Source organism: Arenibacter sp. ARW7G5Y1, assembly GCF_003201775.1.
Lineage (GTDB): Bacteria > Bacteroidota > Bacteroidia > Flavobacteriales > Flavobacteriaceae > Arenibacter.
In genome coordinates this window covers 98,045-119,392 of the sequence record NZ_QJJZ01000001.1, presented here as the reverse complement: position 1 = coordinate 119,392, position 21,348 = coordinate 98,045, and the positions used below count along the sequence as shown (strand labels likewise).

The 21,348-nt window shown below is 42.0% G+C and carries 19 protein-coding genes; 3 read left to right on the top strand and 16 right to left on the bottom strand.

What is annotated here, in order from left to right; genetic code table 11:
* The first annotated feature begins 1 nt into the window (after position 1).
* From C7972_RS00460 to C7972_RS00450, 3 genes are all read left to right on the top strand, one after another.
* On the top strand, positions 2–934 hold the full coding sequence (locus C7972_RS00460; protein ID WP_181422787.1) for a dihydrodipicolinate synthase family protein: 933 nt from the start codon (positions 2–4) through the stop codon (positions 932–934).
* Positions 935–1,028: 94 nt separating this feature from the next.
* Entirely contained in the window at positions 1,029–1,940 is a 912-nt protein-coding gene (locus C7972_RS00455) for a dihydrodipicolinate synthase family protein (protein WP_110354249.1), read from the top strand.
* Between the two features lie 8 nt (positions 1,941–1,948).
* Positions 1,949–2,941: a Gfo/Idh/MocA family protein gene (locus C7972_RS00450; RefSeq protein WP_110354248.1), complete on the top strand. Its 993-nt coding sequence runs from the start codon at positions 1,949–1,951 to the stop codon at positions 2,939–2,941.
* Positions 2,942–2,964: 23 nt separating this feature from the next.
* On the opposite strand, the gene C7972_RS00445 is transcribed toward C7972_RS00450, so the two are convergent.
* The 16 genes from C7972_RS00445 to C7972_RS00360 form a co-directional block, all read right to left on the bottom strand.
* Positions 2,965–5,190, bottom strand: coding sequence for a c-type cytochrome (locus tag C7972_RS00445; protein WP_110354247.1), 2,226 nt, complete (start codon positions 5,188–5,190; stop codon positions 2,965–2,967).
* Between the two features lie 49 nt (positions 5,191–5,239).
* The gene (locus tag C7972_RS00440; RefSeq protein ID WP_258364741.1) at positions 5,240–6,328 is read right to left on the bottom strand and encodes a bile acid:sodium symporter family protein; all 1,089 of its coding nucleotides are present in this window, start codon (positions 6,326–6,328) and stop codon (positions 5,240–5,242) included.
* A gap of 27 nt (positions 6,329–6,355) precedes the next feature.
* Positions 6,356–6,880 carry a nuclear transport factor 2 family protein gene (locus tag C7972_RS00435; RefSeq protein ID WP_181422786.1) on the bottom strand — a complete coding sequence of 175 codons (525 nt, stop codon included), beginning with the start codon at positions 6,878–6,880 and terminating at the stop codon, positions 6,356–6,358.
* Between the two features lie 17 nt (positions 6,881–6,897).
* Positions 6,898–7,824: an RraA family protein gene (locus tag C7972_RS00430; RefSeq protein WP_110354244.1), complete on the bottom strand. Its 927-nt coding sequence runs from the start codon at positions 7,822–7,824 to the stop codon at positions 6,898–6,900.
* A gap of 35 nt (positions 7,825–7,859) precedes the next feature.
* The gene (locus tag C7972_RS00425) at positions 7,860–8,336 is read right to left on the bottom strand and encodes a RidA family protein (RefSeq protein ID WP_110354764.1); all 477 of its coding nucleotides are present in this window, start codon (positions 8,334–8,336) and stop codon (positions 7,860–7,862) included.
* Positions 8,337–8,582: 246 nt separating this feature from the next.
* Entirely contained in the window at positions 8,583–9,545 is a 963-nt protein-coding gene (locus C7972_RS00420; protein ID WP_110354763.1) for an SMP-30/gluconolactonase/LRE family protein, read from the bottom strand.
* A 632-nt stretch (positions 9,546–10,177) separates the two neighbouring features.
* A complete protein-coding gene (locus C7972_RS00415; RefSeq protein ID WP_110354243.1) occupies positions 10,178–11,254 on the bottom strand; it encodes an ABC transporter permease in 1,077 nt (358 codons plus the stop codon).
* Positions 11,251–12,222: an ABC transporter ATP-binding protein gene (locus C7972_RS00410; protein WP_110354242.1), complete on the bottom strand. Its 972-nt coding sequence runs from the start codon at positions 12,220–12,222 to the stop codon at positions 11,251–11,253. The genes C7972_RS00415 and C7972_RS00410 overlap by 4 nt, the downstream gene beginning before the upstream one ends.
* Entirely contained in the window at positions 12,222–13,370 is a 1,149-nt protein-coding gene (locus C7972_RS00405) for an NEW3 domain-containing protein (protein WP_110354241.1), read from the bottom strand. Before C7972_RS00405 ends, C7972_RS00410 begins: the two co-directional genes overlap by 1 nt.
* A gap of 65 nt (positions 13,371–13,435) precedes the next feature.
* Positions 13,436–14,401: a DUF4340 domain-containing protein gene (locus C7972_RS00400; protein WP_110354240.1), complete on the bottom strand. Its 966-nt coding sequence runs from the start codon at positions 14,399–14,401 to the stop codon at positions 13,436–13,438.
* 26 nt (positions 14,402–14,427) lie between these two features.
* Positions 14,428–15,930, bottom strand: coding sequence for a Gldg family protein (locus tag C7972_RS00395; RefSeq protein WP_110354239.1), 1,503 nt, complete (start codon positions 15,928–15,930; stop codon positions 14,428–14,430).
* Between the two features lie 15 nt (positions 15,931–15,945).
* Positions 15,946–16,668 carry an ABC transporter permease subunit gene (locus C7972_RS00390; RefSeq protein WP_110354238.1) on the bottom strand — a complete coding sequence of 241 codons (723 nt, stop codon included), beginning with the start codon at positions 16,666–16,668 and terminating at the stop codon, positions 15,946–15,948.
* 2 nt (positions 16,669–16,670) lie between these two features.
* The gene (locus C7972_RS00385) at positions 16,671–17,600 is read right to left on the bottom strand and encodes an ATP-binding cassette domain-containing protein (RefSeq protein WP_110354237.1); all 930 of its coding nucleotides are present in this window, start codon (positions 17,598–17,600) and stop codon (positions 16,671–16,673) included.
* 92 nt (positions 17,601–17,692) lie between these two features.
* Entirely contained in the window at positions 17,693–18,121 is a 429-nt protein-coding gene (locus C7972_RS00380) for a hypothetical protein (protein WP_110354236.1), read from the bottom strand.
* A gap of 895 nt (positions 18,122–19,016) precedes the next feature.
* Positions 19,017–20,600, bottom strand: coding sequence for an arylsulfatase (locus C7972_RS00370; protein ID WP_110354234.1), 1,584 nt, complete (start codon positions 20,598–20,600; stop codon positions 19,017–19,019).
* 525 nt (positions 20,601–21,125) lie between these two features.
* Complete coding sequence (locus C7972_RS00360; protein ID WP_146216253.1) at positions 21,126–21,347, bottom strand: hypothetical protein; 222 nt, start codon at positions 21,345–21,347, stop codon at positions 21,126–21,128.
* Between the last annotated feature and the right edge of the window lies 1 nt (position 21,348).

The following is a 21,348-nucleotide window of genomic DNA, read 5'->3' as shown; positions in this document are numbered from 1 at the left end:
TATGTTGGCCGAAAAAGAACTTTACCCCCTAAAAGGAATTGTTACCGTACTTAACACTCCTTTTACAGCATTGGACACCATAGACCCAATAGCATTAAAAAATAATGTGTTGCAGGCGGTAGAGGCTGGGGTTGCTGGTATTTTGGTACCCGCTATGGCTGCGGAAGTTTATAAACTATCGCAAACGGAGCGACTTAGAATGCTAAGTTTAGTCTTGGAAACCGTAGGCGATAAGGTTCCTGTTATAGGTGGTGCAGGGGAACAGGACCTATCCAAAAGTAAAGAGCTCCTAAAGGCCTATTTGGATATTGGTTGTAAGAACACATTGTTTCAAATCCCCTTTGCCAACGATAGCCAATTTCGCAATCACTTTATGGAACTGGCCGCACTTGATCCGGAAATGATCATGTTACAGGATTGGGATGCTACTGGTTATGGTCTATCGGATGAACTTATAGTTGATTTATTTGAAAAAGTGGCTGCATTCAAATGTTTAAAAATCGAAACCGTTCCGGCCGGCCCAAAATATTCACGTATTTTAAAGCTGACCCAAGGCAAATTGAACCTCAGTGGAGGTTGGGCCGTTACCCAAATGATGGAAGGGCTGCAAAGGGGCATACACGCCTTTATGCCAACAGGGATGCATTTTATTTACACCACCATATATCGACTATTTGAAGAAGGGAGGATGGTTGAGGCAGAAGCCCTGTTCGAGAAAATAGTACCCGTATTGGCGTTTTCCAATCAACATTTAGACATCTCCATACATTTTTTTAAGCGATTATTGTATCGCCAAGGAATTTATAACACCCCCAAGGTCCGTAGGCCTATTATGCCCTTTGATGCCTTGCATCAAAAATTGGCAGACAGACACATAGACAGGATACTACAGCTTGAAAACGAATTAAAGGAGGAGAGGTCCAATGGAATCTGAGGTTGCAATGGTCAATATATTATCTATTTTAAATAATATAGTTGTGGTACGCCCTTGCCTTTTAAATTTACTTTGCCCTAACTAAAGAAAATATATGGCATTAGAATTAAAGGGGATTATCCCCCCAATGGTCACCCCTCTAACCGCAGACGGTGGTCTGGATGAAAAAGGATTGGAAAAACTGATTGAACATCTCATTATAGGTGGCGTACACGGAATTTTCCTTTTAGGCACCAATGGGGAAGCCCCAAGTCTTAGCTATGCATTGCGAAAGGAGCTTATTACAAAAGCTTGTAAGTTTATAAATGGAAGGGTTCCCGTACTAGTCGGGATAACCGATACCTCCTTTAACGGTTCATTGGACATGGCAGCCCATTCCAAAGAAGCCGGTGCAGATGCCGTAGTGGTTGCCCCTCCATATTATCTTCCAATTTCCCAAGAGGAAATGACAGACTATTTGGAGCGCTTAATTCCACAATTGCCCTTACCGGTAATGATGTACAATATGCCCAGCTGTACCAAACTACACCTTTCCCTGGAGACCGTAATAAAAGCCAAGGAATTAGGCGCCATAGGCATAAAGGACAGTTCAGGGGATATGTCCTATTTGTATTCGCTAATTGAAGCGTTTAAAGAGTCTCCGGAATTCTCCATTATTGTGGGAACCGAAATGTTTTTACCAGAGACCATGTTGTATGGTGGACATGGGGCAGTTGCCGGTGGAGCAAATTTCTTGCCAGAATTATTTGTCGATCTTTACAACGCCTCGGTGGCAAATAATATAGAAGATATTAAAATATTGCGTAGCAAGGTTGCTTTTGTAAACAATACAATTTATTGCGTTGGTAAAAATGCCTCCAGAATAACAAAGGGTATCAAATGTGCCTTATCCGTAATGGAAATTTGTGAGGACCATATGGCATTACCTTTGCGAAAATTTGAAAATACGGAACGGGAAAGGGTAAAACAATTTTTAGACCAGTTCGAAGGTTCAAAAGTCATTTAAATATAACCATGGATAAAAAACTAAATTGGGGTATTTTGGGCACTGCCCATATTGCTACGGAACATGTAATTCCAGCTATGCTCAACTGCCTACATGGTAATGTTAACGCTATTGCCTCAAGAAATTTGGACAAGGCAAAGAATATATCCCAGCAATTTAATATTCCGAAATTTTATGGTTCCTACGAGGAATTACTGGCCGATAAGGAAGTAGAAGCTGTCTATATACCGCTTCCCAACCATCTTCACGTAGCATGGGCCATAAAGGCCTTGGAAGCGGACAAACATGTTTTGGTTGAAAAACCGGTAGGACTATCCAGTAAGGAAGCCGAAAAGTTGTTGATGGCCTCCCAAAAATATCCCCATTTAAAAGTGATGGAAGCCTTTATGTACAGGCATCACCCTCAATGGATCAAGGCCAAGGAATTGGTAGACCAGAAAGTAATTGGAGATATCAAAACCATTCAATCTTCCTTCTCATTTTATGAAGATGATTCCAACAGTATTGTAAATAAAAAAGATTTTGGTGGTGGAAGTTTAATGGATATAGGCTGCTATCCTATTTCCCTCTCCCGGTTTTTATTCAATTCGGAACCTAAAAGTATTTCCGCTGTCATAGAATATCACCCAGATTTTAAAGTGGATATTTTGGCCTCAGGAATATTGGAGTTTGAAACCGGAACTTCGGTGTTCTTCAGCTCAACACAATTAGCGGACAATCAACAGGCACAAATTTTTGGGACCAAAGGAAACATAAAATTTGAATTGCCCTTCAACCCACCTATAGATAGACATGCAAAAATATGGGTCACTATAGACGATGAGTGCCAAACCTTAGAATTTGATATCTGTAATCAATATACCATACAGGCAGATCTTTTTGCCATGGCCATAAAGAATAATACCCCTGTACCTACACCCCTGGAGGATGCCGTAAAAAACATGATCGTTATTGAAAAATTGGAGGAAAGTAATTTAAAGGGACAACGTATACAACTGTAATTATCCTGTTATCCCTTTATATACTATTTCAATAATTCCTTTAAAGTCCAGTAGCTTTTCCTATCCGGGTTTTTAGCTCGGATATCCCTAACCTCATTTTCATGGACCATGGTAGTATCGTTCATGGATCGGATGTAAGTAGCCACATGACCAATCCATTCATCATCATTGGAGCCCATGGGCAACATAATACCATACTCCTTTCCGTCTATTGGTCCGGTAAGTCCATTTAGTAGGATTTTCACAAGCACTTCCTTATCGCCCATAACCCGTGGGGAACCAATTAATGAAGGTGCTATCAAGGAATTTTCTCCATTGGGAACCCCTTTTAAATCTGGGCCATGACAGGTAACACACGTCTGTTTGTAAATATCATAACCGTCCAAAGCCCTCCATTTATGACCATTGCTTTTATTGGCCAGCCTATGCTTTAATTGTTGCAAATCTGAATCCTTTGCCTTTAAGCCCAGTTCAACGGAAGCTGCTACCAGATCATTGTCCCCATATTGTTCCGAGATGGAGGCTAAAAGGTCCGAGCTTTCTTCACTTTTGGAATAACGTAGACTCAGTACCAATTGATTTACCACATTAATATCAGTATCGTTTTGCAATTTCACCAAGGCCTGTATGATATCCTGATCTTCCTTCTTTAAAAATTCCTCACTTAACCTTATGGCTGTAATACGAACCCTGGGATCTTCATCATTTAGCTTTTCTTGAAGTAGTGATTTATCCACAACGCCTAGACCCTCCAAGGTCCAAAGGGCATGAACTCTTTCACGGGCATAATCCTTTTCCCCAAAGTTATCTGTCCAAAAGGACTCATTGTCGATGGCAATTTCCTTGAGTTTAGGAACAATTCCCATATCCCCTTTTAAGATGATCAGTTTTTGGGCCGTATTCCTGTACCAACCGTTGGGGTGTCCCAAATAATCCACGAGTTCCTTGGCCGACTTATCCAAAAGGTTGGGTTTTCCTCCCGGTTTAATCTCTTCATGGACTATACGATATATCCTACCTCTACCAATATTCTTGTCCAAATCTTTACGGAGAATAACCGGTCTTAAATGACTTCCTTCCCTGGTCCAATTACCCTCCTGGATTATACCCCGGTACATATCCACGATATAAAGACTTCCATCTGGTCCTGTTTTTGCCTGCACAGGTCTAAAGTTCAAATCCGTGGACGCTAAAAACTCAGCTTGATCATAGGCATTGTACAGCACTTTTTTTCCGTTCTCATTTTTTATTTTCGCCCTACGTATCAATCGGCCCACAGGTTCCGGAATAAAAAGGTCCCCATAGGTGGATGGGGGCAATTTATCGCCCCTAAATATCTCTTGTCCGGCTACCCCGGTAAATTTATTCAGGGTACCATCTGCCTTTAATCTTAATTCCGCACCTCCCTGCACATCAGGGGTGCCAACTATAGGCCAGGGTTCCATAAAACCTTCCGAGATCTGTCCTTCCAGATCTACTTCCCCATATATTGCAGGAACTTGAAAACCATAGGCCGCGGTTTCCCCTCCGGCAGATGAATAATACATATTGCCTAAATCGTCCTGGGTTAGTCCCCATTGTCCGCTGGAACCATCTATCAGGGAATCTACTTGTATTCCGTCCTTATTAAACCTAAACCGTAAAGGATTGTAGGTGGTATATACCCAATTATCCAAGTTCCAAATTAGACCACTCTGTTGGTGCTCCAGGTTACCACCCCTCCTTTTCGGATTTTCATAAATCCTAATCTTTTCATCGGCCACACCATCGTTATCGGTATCCCTATAACTCCATAGGTCGTAGGAATAGGTTTCATTCACAATAAGTCGGTCATCCAAGGGCAGAATCATCCTAGGAAGTAGAAGGCTATCAATAAACACGGTACTCTTGTCCATTTTTCCATCCCCATCCAAATCTACCAAGAGTTTAATCTGACTAAGAGGTTCGTCTTCCCCTACTGCATCCACATTTTGCATATAGGTCTCCATTTGCGCTACATACATCTTGCCATTGCCGTCCCATGCTATGGCAACCGGCTCGTTGACCATGGGTTCACTTGCAACCAATTCTATTTTGTATCCTTCGGGCAAATAAAACTTTTTAAGACTTTCTTCGGGTGAAAGAAAATCCGACGGCGCTTCCCTTACAATTTCCGGTTTTTCATAAATTTTATCCTTGTATTCCTTTTTTCCACAACTTGCAACGACCAGTAGAAGCAGGGCCATCTTTAATCTACTTATAATCAACATATTAATGTTTTGGTATTTCGGTTTGGTCAAATTTAACTTTTAATATGCATTAATTACCGTCTTTTGGAGGTCTTTTATGCCAATAAGAAGCGAGAATAGAACCCGTTATGTTCATCAAAGGTCCAAAAACGGCCGGTGCCAGACCCATAGTGGCTATCTTGCCCAATGAATTGGCTATCCCCGAGGCGAGGCCACCGTTCTGCATCCCGACCTCCAAGGCAATGGTACGGGCATCCTGTTCATTTAATCGCAATAAACGGGCATACCAATAGCCCAGCATGTACCCAAATAAGTTATGGACAAGTACCAACAACATAAGTATTCCTCCAATATCCAATAGACTATCCCTTCCGGCTGCCGTTATAACAACAATTATTAGACCAATGCCCAACATAGAAATTACCGGCAACGCCTTGTCCATCCATTTTGCCCTATCTCCTCTCAAACGGTTAAAGAGCAGACCAACGCCCAGGGGTAAAATAATCATCTTTACAATACTCCACATCATATCCAATACATCAATCTCTATAAATTCCCCAGCCAAAAACTTCATAAGGATTGGTGTTACAAAGGGTGCAAGGATCGTGGAGATGGAAGTAATGGTAATGGAAAGTGCCAGATTGGCCTTCGCCAAATAAGCCATAACATTGGATGCCACCCCGCTCGGAGAACATCCTATCAGCACAATTCCTGCCGCAATCTCTGGCGGAAAATTGCTATACTTAGCCAGAACAAAGCCCATGATGGGCATTATGCCCAACTGTGCCGTGACCCCGACCACAACCCCTTTGGGCGACTTGATAACTTCCGCGAAATCGCCAAGTTTCATGGAAGTTCCCATGCCGAACATTATCAGTTGTATCAAGGGAATGATCAATGCGGTAAGTTTAAAATCGCCAATCTGTAAAAAGTACTGGGGGTAATATAGCGCCAAGGCTACCCCCGCAAATATGGAGGCTGTAAAAACATAACTGTTTAGGGACTTATAGCCACTGAATCCAAAAGCCAAAAGGGCAAAAAAGACCATTATCAGAAGTCCGGCCTGTTCAATATTCTTGGTAAAGATCATGCCCATAATTACCAACAGCAATATGGCGGCCACGCCAAGACCAATGGAGTAAACATTCAATTTTTTCAAAATAGTTTGGTTTAGGTTATTTTGGTTTTAGTTGGGCAATTTATAGGCCTGTCTGGCCAAAAGTCTGAGCTTGCCGTCCTTCCCTTTTTGGTATACCTGCATATTCCCGATACGTACGTCCACTGCTTCCCCGGCATTAGTGCCCTTGGCCAAAAAAATGTGTCTAACAATTGCTGTATTCCCTGAAATATGGATCGTTTGGTCATCAGCTTCCAAAGACAAAAAATTGAAGGGGCCGTTCACCAAATCATCTATAAACTCGTCTTTGTCCTGAACATGTCCGCTCGAATGTCCATAGGTAAGTTCCTCTGCACAAAGAGTTTCCATGAGTTCCGCGGTGGGATTTACCATAACATTATTGAAAGCTGCCACTACCTCTTGAACTTCATCGATTGTAGGTGGATCTTGCGCTACCAGGGTAGTATTTGTGGAAGTTTCAGACTGGCTATGATCTGTATTTTGCTTACACCCTATCAATATGAACAGGACTAACAAAACACTGACCCATCTGCTTTTTATTTTGAAATCATCTTTTTGATCCTTAATTTTCATTAGTTCCTGTTGTTCAACTACCATGTTCTTTTGCTTAAAAGCGTATCCAAAGTCTCTTTGGACATCTTTATCAGTTCCGGATGCATGTCCAACCAAACCATAAATTCCTTTTTTAACGGTTCGGTCCACTGACTGTCTATTTCTCCCGTAGAATATTTCTTGGTCTTTACCATTTCAAAACCAAACTGATCCTTAAGCGCTACAAACTCTGCAGTGCCCACTACTTTTTCGGCCAAATGTGGAGGAATAAAAAGCACCCCTTCCCGTTTGGCAAGTACAAGATCTCCGGGTAACACCATTACTTGGCCTATCCGTATTGGGGTGTTGAGCCCCATTAGTACTTCTTCCTCCAGAAAGGACGGGTGAAAATCCCTTACAAAGGCATTAAATCCTTTTATCTTGCTTATACTTTCCAGATCCCTTGCACTGCCATTAAAAACTACCCCGTTCCCGGATTTACTGTAAATAGAAGTGGCCAGGGTGGCTCCCATGAGGGTGCCGGCATCGATCTTGCCGAAACTATCCGCCACATATACGTCCCCCGTAGTGAGCACCTCAATGGGCCAAGAATTGGTATTGCCCTTCCTGCCCTGCGAATTTATGCCCCTTGCTTTGATGTTGCTCTCCACATCAGGCCGACTGGGCATAAACAATGCCGTAAGAGCCCTCCCCACAACAGGAACGTCCTGATGTACCATTTTCCAATTGCCTTCAAATTGATTCTTATATCCTTCATTTTCAAGGACCGTCCAAGCATCATCGATGCCAATTTTTTTTGCACGTTCCAACAGATCGTCCGGAACTTTTGGTCGCCCATTATCAAACCTTTCCCCTTTCCATTCGGAAGTTAAAAAAATAAGTTCCTCCTTGGGAATCGTCTGTCCCAATACATTGAAAGTGGATAAAATTGAGAAAAGAAATAGTACGATTATATTAAACTTCATTGTGCAAAAGGGTTTATAAGATGTTGATCGGTTATCTAGTCCAAAGCGGCTATACAGTCCATTTCCACCAGCGAATTCCCAGGAACACCCCCATAAGTAGCTACAGTAGTCCTTACGGGAGGGTTAGGACCAAAACGGCCCCTGAACACTTCGTTCATACCTTTGTAATCCGCCAAATCGGCCAAATAAACATTTACCTTGAGCACCTTTTCCATAGAGGAACCATGCCTTTTCAACTCCTTCTCCAGCTCTTGCAAAACAATTTCGGTATGTGCCTTGATCTCGTAAGGTTCCACATGAGCCCCCTTTCCTGCAATATAAAGGGTATTCCCATGTTTCACACCCCCTGAAAATAATGGAATATCCTGGTCCATGACAATGTCTCCTACAACTTCTTTTTTGGGTTTTGACCCACCGTCCATTGCCTTGGCAGCGGCACCTATACCAAACACGGCCGCCAACCCCATTCCAAGTTTCTTAAATGATGCCCTTCTTGTTGTTTTGTTTTCCATACCCATTGAATTATGTTTAATTGTATTATGTGAAAAAATTGATTGGGCCTTAACACCCTAAAACCTATAAATCCCTGTCTTTGAACCTGCTATTGTTCACATTATGAATATATGAAATATTCTCCATCTTGAAATATTCTCCCGTAATATTGTTTTATGGGCTGTTTGGTTTTACAATTGCCAAGTACTACTTAGAACACAACAATACATAGGTACCATATTCTTGGGGTTGGATAGATACAACTACTATTTCATTACAAATTCCCTTCCAGGATGTTCCGTTTCAAAGGTTTCAAAATTACCGTTGTCCTGCAGCGTTACAAAGGCCTTAGTGCCATCATTACCTCCAAAGGCTATATTGGACGGGGTTTTTCCCTTTAAATCTATTTCCTTTAGCATTTTACCATCGGGCGAAACTATCACTACAGTACCCTTACCATGACGGGTGATATAAAGGTTTCCCTTAATATCGGTACGCATGCCGTCCATTCCAAAATCTTCAAATTTAATAAGCAGACGTTTATTGCTTATTTCCCCACTTGGGGAGAGGTCATATGCCCAAACATTACGCTGAACGGATTCGTTTACATAAAGTATTTTATTGTCCGGGCTAACCTCTATGCCATTGGTTGTTCCCATATCCCCTTCCAGCAGGGTCACAGTTCCATCGGGATCTATTTTCCATATTTGCCCCTTTGAATTTTTCCAGTCGGGATCACTAGCAAAAAGTATATCGTTGTCCATAATTGCAATATCATTGGGCTGGTTCATGGCATCATTATGGGCAAAAACAGTAATCTCTTTGGTCCCCATGTCCACCTTTAGGATATTGTGCTTGGTATAATCCGCGATAAACATTTGGCCCTTGCTGTTAAAACGAATTCCATTCCCAATACTGCCTTCGGGAAGCTCAACAAATAGAGAGGCTTTACCATTGGGATCTACCTGTCCTATGGTTCCCGTACTTTCAAAATTAACGGCATATAAGATTCCATTGGCATCCACTGCAGGGCCTTCTATTCCCGACGGAAATAGGGAGGGTTTGGTAAATTCGCTACTTTGGTACAATTTCCGTTTTTGCTCAACAGCAATATCCCCGGATACCTTTTTTACAGGGTTTTCCCGTTTTTCTTTACACCCTACAAGGAACAATACCAAACAAAAGGCGACTAGTTGACATTTTATTAAAGAACTTAACTTATTATTCATTTTCATGTGGACAAAGGATGACTGTTATTAATTAATTATTCCCGGACACCAAATCCTCCTTCATATGGATATAGTGCTGATGTAGCGACAAACTTTGGTCATCCAACGACGGGAAAGCCAGGCCAACGATGACCATGGGAAATTTTACTTTTAAATATACATATTAAAGTAACAAAGCGAAAGTGGAATTTTTCTTTGGGCAAAATCCATTCCGAAAAACCTAATATATAGATACTGCTTGCTTACCAAGCAGACCCTCTTTAAGAACAGGTTCAGAATGCGAATCACAAAAAATCCGTTCAAAACTGGTATGCCAATAAAAAACGTTAAAAAATAGTCAATGACCTCAACCCAAAACTATGGACATCGGAAGGAAACCGCTTATAGCATTCAAATATTATAATGGGCAGTTTTTTGCCACTGCATAGACAATCCCCTATGCCTAAATAACAAAGGATCTGATTCATGTAAAATTTATTTTTCCGGGCTTAGTCGATATACAAAAAATCTTATGGCAACTTCCAAGTTATATCAATGTAAATTTTACGAAATTATAGGCTCTACAATAGTTTTAATAACACCTAGGGAAAGCATTGATCATAAGCATATGTATTAGTGCTAGGTTAGGGAACCTAGCCCCTAGAACGTATTTCCCTCCTCATAAAAACTACATATGAAAGCAGAAAACAAAGTAGCGTAAGCGCCAATAATCCCGTAAACTGTGGCCAAACCAACAAAATACTCTGCCCCAACGGCAGGGAACTGGGAATGGCCCCTTGCAACTGCTCCATACTTAGTGGTCCCAAACTACGTACGGAGGGTACTAAAATGGCGGAGGTAATCCCATCAAAAAGCTCATTGGGCATAAGCTGTACCAAATAAAATTTCAATTTTTCATAAAAGTAAATAGCTCTGGGAGAAGCAAATTTTGATGGTTCATAGGCCTTTATGATTATGTTGGCGATCAGAGGATAAAAAATGGTAAAAAACAACCATACCGCTATGCCCAATAATGCGGAAGTGGCAGATTGTTTAAAACGGACCGAAAACAATATGGCAAGGTTCAACCAAAAGGAGACATAGACAATACTTAGAACGGTATACACCATTATCCGCATAAATTCTTCCGCAGTGGGCGGTATTCCTATGGCTATAAGCCCGGCACCCAAAACTAGAAAACTCAATGTAAAAAACATCACACTGATCACAATAATACCAGCAAGGAATTTAGCATTAAGTATACTATCCCTAGGGACAGGCTGGGCCATAACCCTGCTCAAGGTTCCCCTGTGCTGTTCCGAACTAATGGCATCGAAGCCCAAACTTATTCCGAACAAAGGACCAAGGAATCCCACAAATCCAAAAAAAGGCGGCAGGGTACCATTTGACTTTGTAAATAAGTTCAGGAAAAAAAAGTTATTTCCTGAGCTATCAACAGCAATGGCCTTCATACCATCGGATAAAGTGGCAAATAATGTACCCATACAAGCCAATGAAATAATGACAAACAGAATTATAAAACGCCAGTTCCTAAAATGGTCGGAAATTTCCTTTTGCACCATCGCTTTAAAAGGAGCCCAAGGAAAGGTGCCCTTATCAGTTTTCGCGTCTTCCCCCGTAAAGACAAAGGAATGCAGCTGCCTGGCCCAATCGCGAAGTTTTAATTCCTTTAATTTTAATATCTCCGTTCTTAAAACTTTATTTTTCATGTGTTGTTGTCTTCTTGAAAATATTGATGATAAATATCGTCCAAACCATATTCCTTTTTGCTCAGAAAATTTAGGCCGTATCCCGACTGCACCACCATTCTGGACAATTCAGCGCTTACATCCTTATGTGATTCCACTACAAAGCGACTATCCTTCATTTCTACATGTACTACTTCCGGTATCGAGTTCATTTTTTGGACCAACTCCTTTAATGACAGTGTAGAATTGTCTTCCTGTCCTACAGTGGATACCACCCCCTCTAGGGTAAAGGCATTTTTGGAAAACAACTGTTGGGCCAAGGAACTTATCTTCCCCTCAGCCAACATTTTACCTTTAACGAATATCCCAACCCGATCACATACCTGTTGAATTTGATGCAAATGATGGGAAGAGAACAAAACCGTGATTCCTTTTTTTCTGCTAAGGCGAACAATAAGTTGAAGAAACTTTTTTACACCTTCCGGGTCCAAGCCCAGGGTTGGCTCGTCCAAAATAATAACTTCCGGATTTTTTATAAGTACATCTGCCAGACCAAGGCGTTGACGCATTCCACGGGAATAACTGGCTACCTTATTATGCATAACATCGTCCAAGCCCACCTCTGCCAATATGTCCAAGGCAGCCTTCTTGGCTCCTTCTTCCGGGATGTCGTTTAAGCGAGCAATATACATAAGGTTCTGTAAGCCGGAATAATCATTGTAAAAACCAACATCTTCCGGTAAGTACCCTACCTTTTTCTTCACTTCAAGCGGATACCTGCTACTATCTATTCTACATACCTTTACACTCCCGGAATCTACCTCGGTCAGTCCTAGGATCATAAGAATTGTTGTTGATTTCCCCGCACCGTTGGGTCCCAATAGCCCAAAAATTTCACCCTTATCTATAGTCAGGTTTAAATTGTCCACCGCTATACGCCCACCGTACTTTTTGGTCAATCCCTTTATCTCTATACTCTTTTCCTCCATTACCTCCTGCCGTATTTTCTAAACAGATAATAAATTCCCCCTAAGGTTCCCAAGATGATAAGGATTCCAAGCCAACCCCACAATAAGGGCGTCTTTACCTGGATCCTAATGGAAGCTGTAGATGAGGCCTCTGGGGTCTTGGCCGTAATTTTGGGAAGGTAGTCGCCTGGAATAGCTTTATCGGCCGACTTAATAATGGCCTGCACCTTTGTACTGGCACCGGCCTCAATAACGGGAACCGTATCCGGTTCAATAGAAATCTCCCAATCTTTAGGTTTTGAAGAGCTAAAGTTGACATTTCTCAATTCGCTAGATCCGGTATTTCTCAGCAACAATTCCAATTTCTTTTCCCTTCCCGCGGTAATATTGGTACTCAATAGTCCTGTTGGCGTGGTGAGCTCCAAATCATAGGATCCTTTAATCACCACTTCCAATTCCAATTCCGCTGTGCTATACTTGTTGGTAGCTTTTACCGGAATTTTAAAAGATCCGGATTTTACTTGTGGGGAAGGCTGAACATCAACAGTAATGTTGGTAGTTTTGCCCGCTTCGATCTCCACCGCTGTAGCCTGCCTGCCATTGGGCTTAAACGCTACGTTCCAACCCCGTGGAGGCAGTGCCAACAAAGAATACAACTGCTTTTCACCTGTATGATTCTTTAATTTTGTGGAAAAGTTGAAGTTGGATTTTGAATGCCCTTCCATATTGATCTGGTCCGAGCTAAATTCTGTCTTAAAACTTCCCTCTTCCGATACGTTTACCACAATGGGCAACACATCATAATTCTTGGCGACGAGCCTAATATTATATTTTCCCTTTTCAACCTTCAAGGGTACATTTAGGGTCAGGGATACTGTTTTTTTCTCTCCGGGCAGCACTGCTATCCTCTTAATGGAGTAACCCCCGGCCATTAAGGTAGAATCCCAACCGTCTGGTAGCCCGGCCACGTCAATTTCCACATCCTTCAATTGACCTCCATAATTCTTGACCTCAATGGAATAGTCAATGGATTCTCCCGGGGGTACGGTAATGTGGGTATAGGGGGTATACAGTATTATGCCATTGCCGGCCACGGCGCCCTGACTATAAAAGAATAACAAGGCAAACAAAAAGAATACGCTTTTTAAATAAGGGTTATTGGATTTCATAAAAAATGGTTTATAATTTATAAAAGGTTAAAAAGTTTAGACCATCCAATGGCCGGTACGTTAAATTATTCATCTTTATCGGGTTGAAAATATTCCCTGTCCACGAAAAGGCGTTTAAACAGTCCTACGGAATCGCTCTCCACAAAAACCTCTGGATGTTGGGAAGAATTAAGGACGAATTTATTTTCTTCCGGCTGGGCATAGGCCCTAAGTACTACCTCCTCCATAGGTTGGCCCTTAATAGTGAGGGTATGTAGGGATTTATCCGTTGGGTTAAAACCATCCACAAACTGTGAACTCCTCTGACTCCCCAAAGAATTGAGATATTGGGATACTTTTGATGCATCGGGTTCAGAACCGGAAATAGACCAAAGGGAATCTACTTTTTTGAGCACAAAGCCTGGCCGATCTTCGTATTCAAATTCCAATTCCATTACCTGATCCTTATCTACTTTGAGGAATTGTGGATTTCTCCAACTGTTGAAAGGGCTACTAAACGTATTGGGAAGTCCTATGTCCAATGCATAGGTTTGGGGATCTTCATTTACCCGGAAATAAGTAGACCCGGATGGTGCACCCCTACCATATGATGTGGTTGCAGCTAGACCATAGGATGTTTTACCAAAATACAGTACTGTTGTTGCTCCACTGCCTTTCTCCTCGATGACCACTTTTCTCGCCAAAGAATCCCCAAGTTCATAGGTTGCCCACTTGTCCTTGGTTTTGGCCACCAGGCGTTGGGCCTCCAAACCTAACAATTGCCCCAATGCCGATCGTAATTTGGAAGGGTCGGCCTTGGACACAATCCCGCCTTGTGCCGCTTCCCATTGACCAGAGGACCTGTCCAGAATAATGGGCTCTTGCTTTTCTTTGGCAGGAGGATATATCGTAATTTTCCCTATCCGGGAAGAATCCAATTTTACGATTTCGGGATCAAAACTAGTACTGCTGTTCTTTTTAAAATAATTGGTAGACAGGTATAATAGTACCAATATGACCAATACGGCGATCAAAAAAGTATTTTTCTTCATGGTTTATCGTTTATGGTGTGTTGCTATCATTCGTAATTTTCTTCCATTCTACGGATGCGCTTATTTTTATTTATCTGCATGCGCACTATACCGTAAACCAACACCAGAAGAATGGGCACTAGGAAGTTGGCGTATTTCAATGTTGTTTTGGTACCCTCCTCCAATTTGGCTATTGGTCTATAGTGTATTCCCTTGGTCCTAAGTTCTATCAAACCGGTATCATCGCTCAACCAATCAATGGCATTTACCATCAGGTTAACATTGTCGCCCTGTACAGGTTGTTGTCCGGCACTGATCGGGAAATCCCCATCGGCCACTACAAAAATTCTGGATCTGTTGCCGTTGGGGTGCCTTTGTTCCAAAACACCTGCAATAACCTGATGTGCCGAAGTAAAATCGCTTTCCGTCCACTCCTTCTGAATGTCGAAAAACTGTGGGGCCTGCTTACGGGCCGACGTTTCGGAAGAAAAAGCCAATGGGGTAAAAGTGGTCAAGGAATCTTTGGGCGTAAAATTTAGGGAACTGGCAAACTGCATCACTACGGCTTCTAAGCCTTTGGTTACCGGATGGTCCGCAAATTTACTTATGATTGGGGCATATGGAAAGGCCACATTGGAGGTGAAATTAAAAAACCCTTGACGCTGTTGTACGGAAATAGTGGCACATTGTGCATCGATTACGAAATCCTCCCGGATTTCCAACCCCTTTTTCCCCAACCATTTTTCCACCCCGGTACTTATGCCGCTACCGTAAGAGCTATTCAGGTCTCCCTCTACCCGGTTCAGGGCAACAAATAGGTTGCCACCATTTTCCAAAAAGCTGTCCAGTTGCCCTAGGGTGGCTTCCGCGATGGTATCGGTAGGACGCACCAAGGCCAAAGTCTTTATTCCTTCCGGAACGGGTAGGCTATCGTTGACTTGGGCCGCCCTAAAATTGTACAATACATCCAGCGCCGATTTCACCTGTGATAGCTCCGCAATGGATGGCTGTCCATGTCCTTGCATAAGGCCCACCTCTGGTTTATGGGTTACCGCTAACTTTTTTATGGAAGAGGACAATAGGTATTCCATAGGTGCTCCCGGTTGCATGAACGGTATAATTTCCTTCCGATCCTGTAGTTGGAAAACAGCCCCTAAAAATGCCTTTTGCTGTTTCATCTGATCCTTTTCGCGAACGTTGATCATCACCGGGTTGATCCCCGCTTCCATGGCTTCGCGTTCCAAGTCCTCACTTTCATTGGGATTGATAAAGGTATAGACCAAATTGTCATCGGAATGTCTGGCATACTCAATTAAATATTCTTCAAAATCGTTCTTGGTCTTTGCTATGTGCGGTGGAAGATTCTCGGAAAAATAGGCCTTCACCGTAATGGGATCCTCCAGGGATTCCATAATTTTTTCAGTGGCCTCACTTAAGGTATATTGGTTGTCTTCGGTAAGGTCTAGCCGAAAAAAGTACTGTTCCGACACCAAATTGGCAAACACCAAAATTCCGACAATCAATAGAATGGTAATGTTCGTCTTTTTCATCTGATATACAAGCGTTTAAGATATATGTCTTTTGGATAGGAACCATTCTCCTAGGTATAGTCCCAAGACTGTTATGGATAGGAAATAAACCAGGTCCTTGGAGTCGATGACCCCCCTGGAAATGGATTCAAAATGCGATTGAAGGTCCAGGGCATCAAAGATGCGCCCCATATTACCCGTAAAGTTCTGGGCCAGTACCCCAAAAATTATCTGAAAAAACAACCCTATAAACAGGGCGGTCATGAATGCAACGATCTGGTTCGTTGTAATGCTACTGGCAAAAATGCCTATGGCCGTATAAGCAAGACTTAGAAGTAAAAGGCCTAGATATCCACATAGGGTACCGCCATTGTCCAAATTACCAATATTGGCAACGGTAAGCACATAAGGCAAGGTGGCCAGCAGCGCAATGCAGACCAAAAGGATAGATCCCAAAAACTTGCCCAGTATAAGTTGGCGGTCCGAAACCGATTTGGTGAGCAGCAGTTCCAAAGTACCGGTCTTACGCTCCTCGGCCAACATTTTCATGGTAATGGCCGGAATAAAGAAAAAGAGGCTCCAAGAGGCAATATTAAAAAATACCCTAAGATTGGCTTGGCCCACCAAAAAGATATCGTTGCCATATAGCCAGGTAAAGAAACCACTGAATCCCAAAAAAAGGCCCAGAATTATATAAGCGATGAGCGAATCGAAAAAAGTGGCCAGTTCCCGCTTTGCAATAGTAAAAATTGTATGCATATTTAATTTACCGTTAAGTTTCTAAAAATGTCCTCTAGTTTGGTTTCCAAGGGGGTCAGTTCCGTCAACACCCATTTGTGCTCCACGCAAAGCTGAAAGATGTTTCGCTTGGAAGAGGTATTGGCCATACTTTGGACTTCAAAAAGGTTTGTGTCCTGCTGTATCAAATCTACCTCCCGCACCGTATCCAAGGCGTTCAAGGCTTTTAAAATAGTCTGTGCGTCCCCATCCTCGATGCGCAGCTTCAGCACTTCATTGCCCTGGGCTTGTTTTCTAAGGGTTTCTGGCGTTCCATTGGCTACAATACTGCCTCTATTGATGATAAGTATTCTATCGCAGGTGGCCTCCACCTCCGGTAGAATATGAGTGCTGAGAATAACCGTCTTTTCCTTCCCCAGGTCGCGGATCAGTTTTCTGATCTCTATAATCTGGTTGGGGTCGAGGCCTGTGGTAGGCTCATCCAGCACCAATATCTCCGGGTCATGGATCATGGCCTGGGCCAAACCTACGCGCTGCCTGTACCCTTTGGACAATTCCCCTATCTTTTTATGCTTTTCCCGATTTAGGCCGCAAATCCCGATCATCTCCCTGATCCTGGAACCGATCTTGGCCTTCTCCACCCCCTGAAGCGAAGCACAGAACTCCAAGTAATCCATAACGGGCATATCCAAATACAGAGGATTGTTTTCCGGTAGATAACCAATGTGCTGCTTAAAAGCACCATCGGTATCCCTTACACTTTTACCACCTATTCTGATATCGCCTTTTTCAATGCCGATATACCCTGTAAGCATTTTCATGGTAGTGGATTTCCCGGCCCCGTTGGGCCCAAGAAATCCCAGTACCTCCCCGGTCTTAACATCAAAGCTGATGTTGTTTACTGCCGTTTGGGGGCCATACGTTTTGGTCAGTTTTTCAATTTGTATATCCATATACGATACATCACTATTTAATTTGGTTAAACAACAATTTAAAGTCGTACGGAGGCATGGGCCCTTTATATCCCAAGACGGCCCATAAACCCTTAATGCCGTATAGTTGAGGTTATTTGATTGGGCATTCTAGATGGTTCCAAATAACTGAAACCACGTCCTGTTACTTGCCGCTCACTAAGACGAATTTGCAGGGAACCGTTTTGAAAACGAACGGAGTTTATATGCCTGTACTTTTTGTGGGGCAACCTAATCTGAAAATCCATATCCTTTTTATGGGCCTCATGGGACGTGGAACCGTTGGCATGCCCAAACGGACCTGTGGATTGTTTTATTTTTAGATGTAGAATCCCATTTTGTATCCGTAAGGAATGGTTGCCCTTTTTCAGAAAACTTGCCGAAATCAGGATATTGACCCCAGTTTGGTCCATATTCATTCGGAATTTCTTGAATTTCAATGGAGGTAGGGAATTTAGTCTTTGTCGATAATTTTTTTTCTTAATTGTCTTTATTGCTTCCATAACTATTTTTTTAAATTATACTTTATTGTTAATAAGTACCCGTCTAAAGAAACAGAACGAAAAATGATTTTTTAAGCTTTAAAAAGAATTTCCAATTAGCCTATATGGGCTAAAAGGTATTCGGAGCGGTCTCCATGGGAAACCAGGGCCACTATGCCCTCATCTGTAAAACTTGTATTCAAAAAGCCCATTCCCCAAAGGAAAAATAGGGAGTAGATATTGGAACAACATTCCCGATGGGAACGTTTCCAAAAGATGCCAACTTTTTGTGTAATTTGACAATAGATTTTTGGTTGTTCTTTCAATTGACCAAACAGAAAACGTAGGCGAAAAATCCTCATCTCGTTTAATAAATTGCATGATATTGCTATTTCAAATTTTGAATAAAAATAAAAATTCGAAGAAAATACTAAAAGTTAAAAAATGTGAAAATATAGATTTGCCACCATTTTCAATCCTTCCAGGGTATTCCAGAATAGAGGTTTCTTCGAATTCCTATACGGATATTCATTCTTCCAATTTCAGGAGATAACAACAAAAGGGAGCGGTTAAGGCTTACATTCATTTATTCCACCAAAAAGAACTCATCATAGAGAAATCCTACAGGTCAACTGCTTCTTTCAATTTTTCCCTAATTTCAAAAATCAGGCAATTTTTCTCTCTTTTGAAAAACTATTTTCCGCTAGGGGTATATGGGAAGGGTTTCCTGAAAAGCCTCAAGTTTTTTCAATGGTTCCTATAGCTTCCCCGGATTTTCTACAGAGATATCGTTCTACTCCTCCCAATCCAAACCAATACTAAATGGTTCTGTGATTAATCAGTTTGCCCTTTTTCCGCTCATATCGATCAATATTGAAGGGGATTGGGTTTTCGCAGTATTCCGTTTGGATTAGACCTACGATTTGATCCAAATGGGCAGCTCCCAATTCTCTTTAACATAAGCCTGGGGTTTCCCGGCAGTTGTTCTTCCGGCCTCAATGATCTTTATTATTTTCTTGCTAAGTCTTTTCACCACATCGGGATGTTCAAAATAGAGGTTGGTGGTTTCACCCTCATCTTCCTCCATATTATAAAGTTCAAATACAGCCTCACCAACTTTGGGTTGAATAAATCTAGGTTCCAAGGATCCTCCTGAACCAAGTAGCATGTTCAATTTCCATTTTCCATCCCGAATGGCAAAGTCGCCCGTTACGGAATGATGGATTACCGGCCCTCTAACTTTTTCATTATACGTCTCCCCTTTTAAAATCGGCAACAGGCTATAACTATCCTCACCTGCATTCTCCGGCAGATTTACACCAATGATATCGGCAATAGTAGCCAAATAATCGGTCTGGCACACTGGCACACCTACCTTTATCCCTGCTTTGATTACATTGGGCCAACGCATTAGGAAAGGTACGCGATGACCACCTTCATAAATGTCGCGTTTTCCGCCCTTAAAATTTAGGCTACTAAAGTGGTCATAGTCATCCCGTTGAATAACGTAATTGGTTTCCGCGCCATTATCCGAAGAAAAGATAACCAAAGTATTGTCTTCAATACCATTGCTTTTTAAGGCTGACAATACTTGTCCAACCCGAAAATCCGTTTCCTCCATAAAATCTCCATAATTACCACAGTTACTACGACCTTGAAAATCGGGGTGGGTACTGTGTGGTAAATGTGGACTGGTCAATGGCAGATATAAAAAGAAAGGCTTCCCGTTTTTTGCTTCCTTGGAGGATTCGTCAATATACTCCACGGCCTTGTTGGCCAGAGTTTCAAGTACCAACTCATCATTGAAGGATGGTGCTACCTCTACCCAGCCCTTACCTCCCTCTTTTTCATAAGGGGGCGTCATTCTGTAGGCTGCCGGTTTTATCCGGTTCCCGTAAGACCTTGGCTTATCATCATCTTTCTTTTTAGTCCATAACACCGGAGGATCCAAAACCCTGTCATTTTCCAAATAGGTAAGAATACCGTAATTCATGGAAGCGGGAATCCCGAAAAAATAATCAAACCCCTTATCAATGGGTCCATCCGTGAAGGGTTCCGACCAATCACGATCCTTGCCCAAACTGCCTTGAAATTCCATCTGTAGATGCCACTTTCCTATCATAGCGGTCTTATATCCATTATCCCTTAATAAGGAGGCAATGGTCATCCTATTCTTTTCTATCAAACAAGGGCCGTCAGCACCAAGAACGCCTTTTTTTAGAGATGTCCTCCAACTGTATCGCCCTGTTAACAAGGAATATCTGGAGGGGGTACAGACCGCATCACTACTATGTCCGTCTGTAAAAACAATTCCCCCATTGGCCAATTTATCCATATTGGGAGTTCTAAATTTAGCATTAGGGTTAAGTGCCCCCACATCACCATAACCTTGGTCATCGGTGTAAATGATGATTATATTTGGATTCTGTAAATTTTGTGACCAAGTTGGTATTGAAAACAATAGCAATAAAACACTAAGGATCTGTTTGAATAAATGCATACTCTCTATTAAATTAAATTTTATAAAATCTATTTGCCACGAATACGCTAACGAATTTTTCGCAATAATAACCTCGACACTGGAGATACCGAACCGTCCTCATACATTTCAAGATTTATGGAAAGGGGATATTGGTTTTTTTGCGCATGTTTAATGCTGCCCACCTTTAAACCACCTATTATTAAATTGCCCATATTAACTTTATAATAGTATTTATTCATACAAACCTCACCTATTTTCATCTTAGGCCAAAACTCAAATCTACTTTTTTTTGTTTGTAAGCTTATTACAGTTATCGTTTTTACAACCAAGTGCAAAACTTAAATGAACTTCAAGTATATTATTTTTATGCAATTACTTCATCTCGCATGGAGCCTTTTGCAACCTCATCCTTAATTGGGGTTTCCTTTTTGGCGAGCAGTGCCAACCTAATATCGATGGGAAGATTAACCTAGGGAGGATTATCCTTTAATTGCAATTCCCTGTATATTCTTAGAGTGAATTGGCCTTTCATCATTTTTATTTTCATCTCCCTTTTACAACAGCGCAACTAGAAATTAGCCCAGCAATGCCCTGATGCTCTGGAAGTACCCTAAAACTAGAGTTCTGGGGATATTCGGGCTCTAAAATAAAAGCCGGATATTTTTCCCTGTTTTCAGGGGTCGATAATAGCTTGGACGGATCGGCTGCGTCCAATTGAATTAGATTGTCGCTCCCCATTCCACCCCCATGATGCAGGTTTACCACT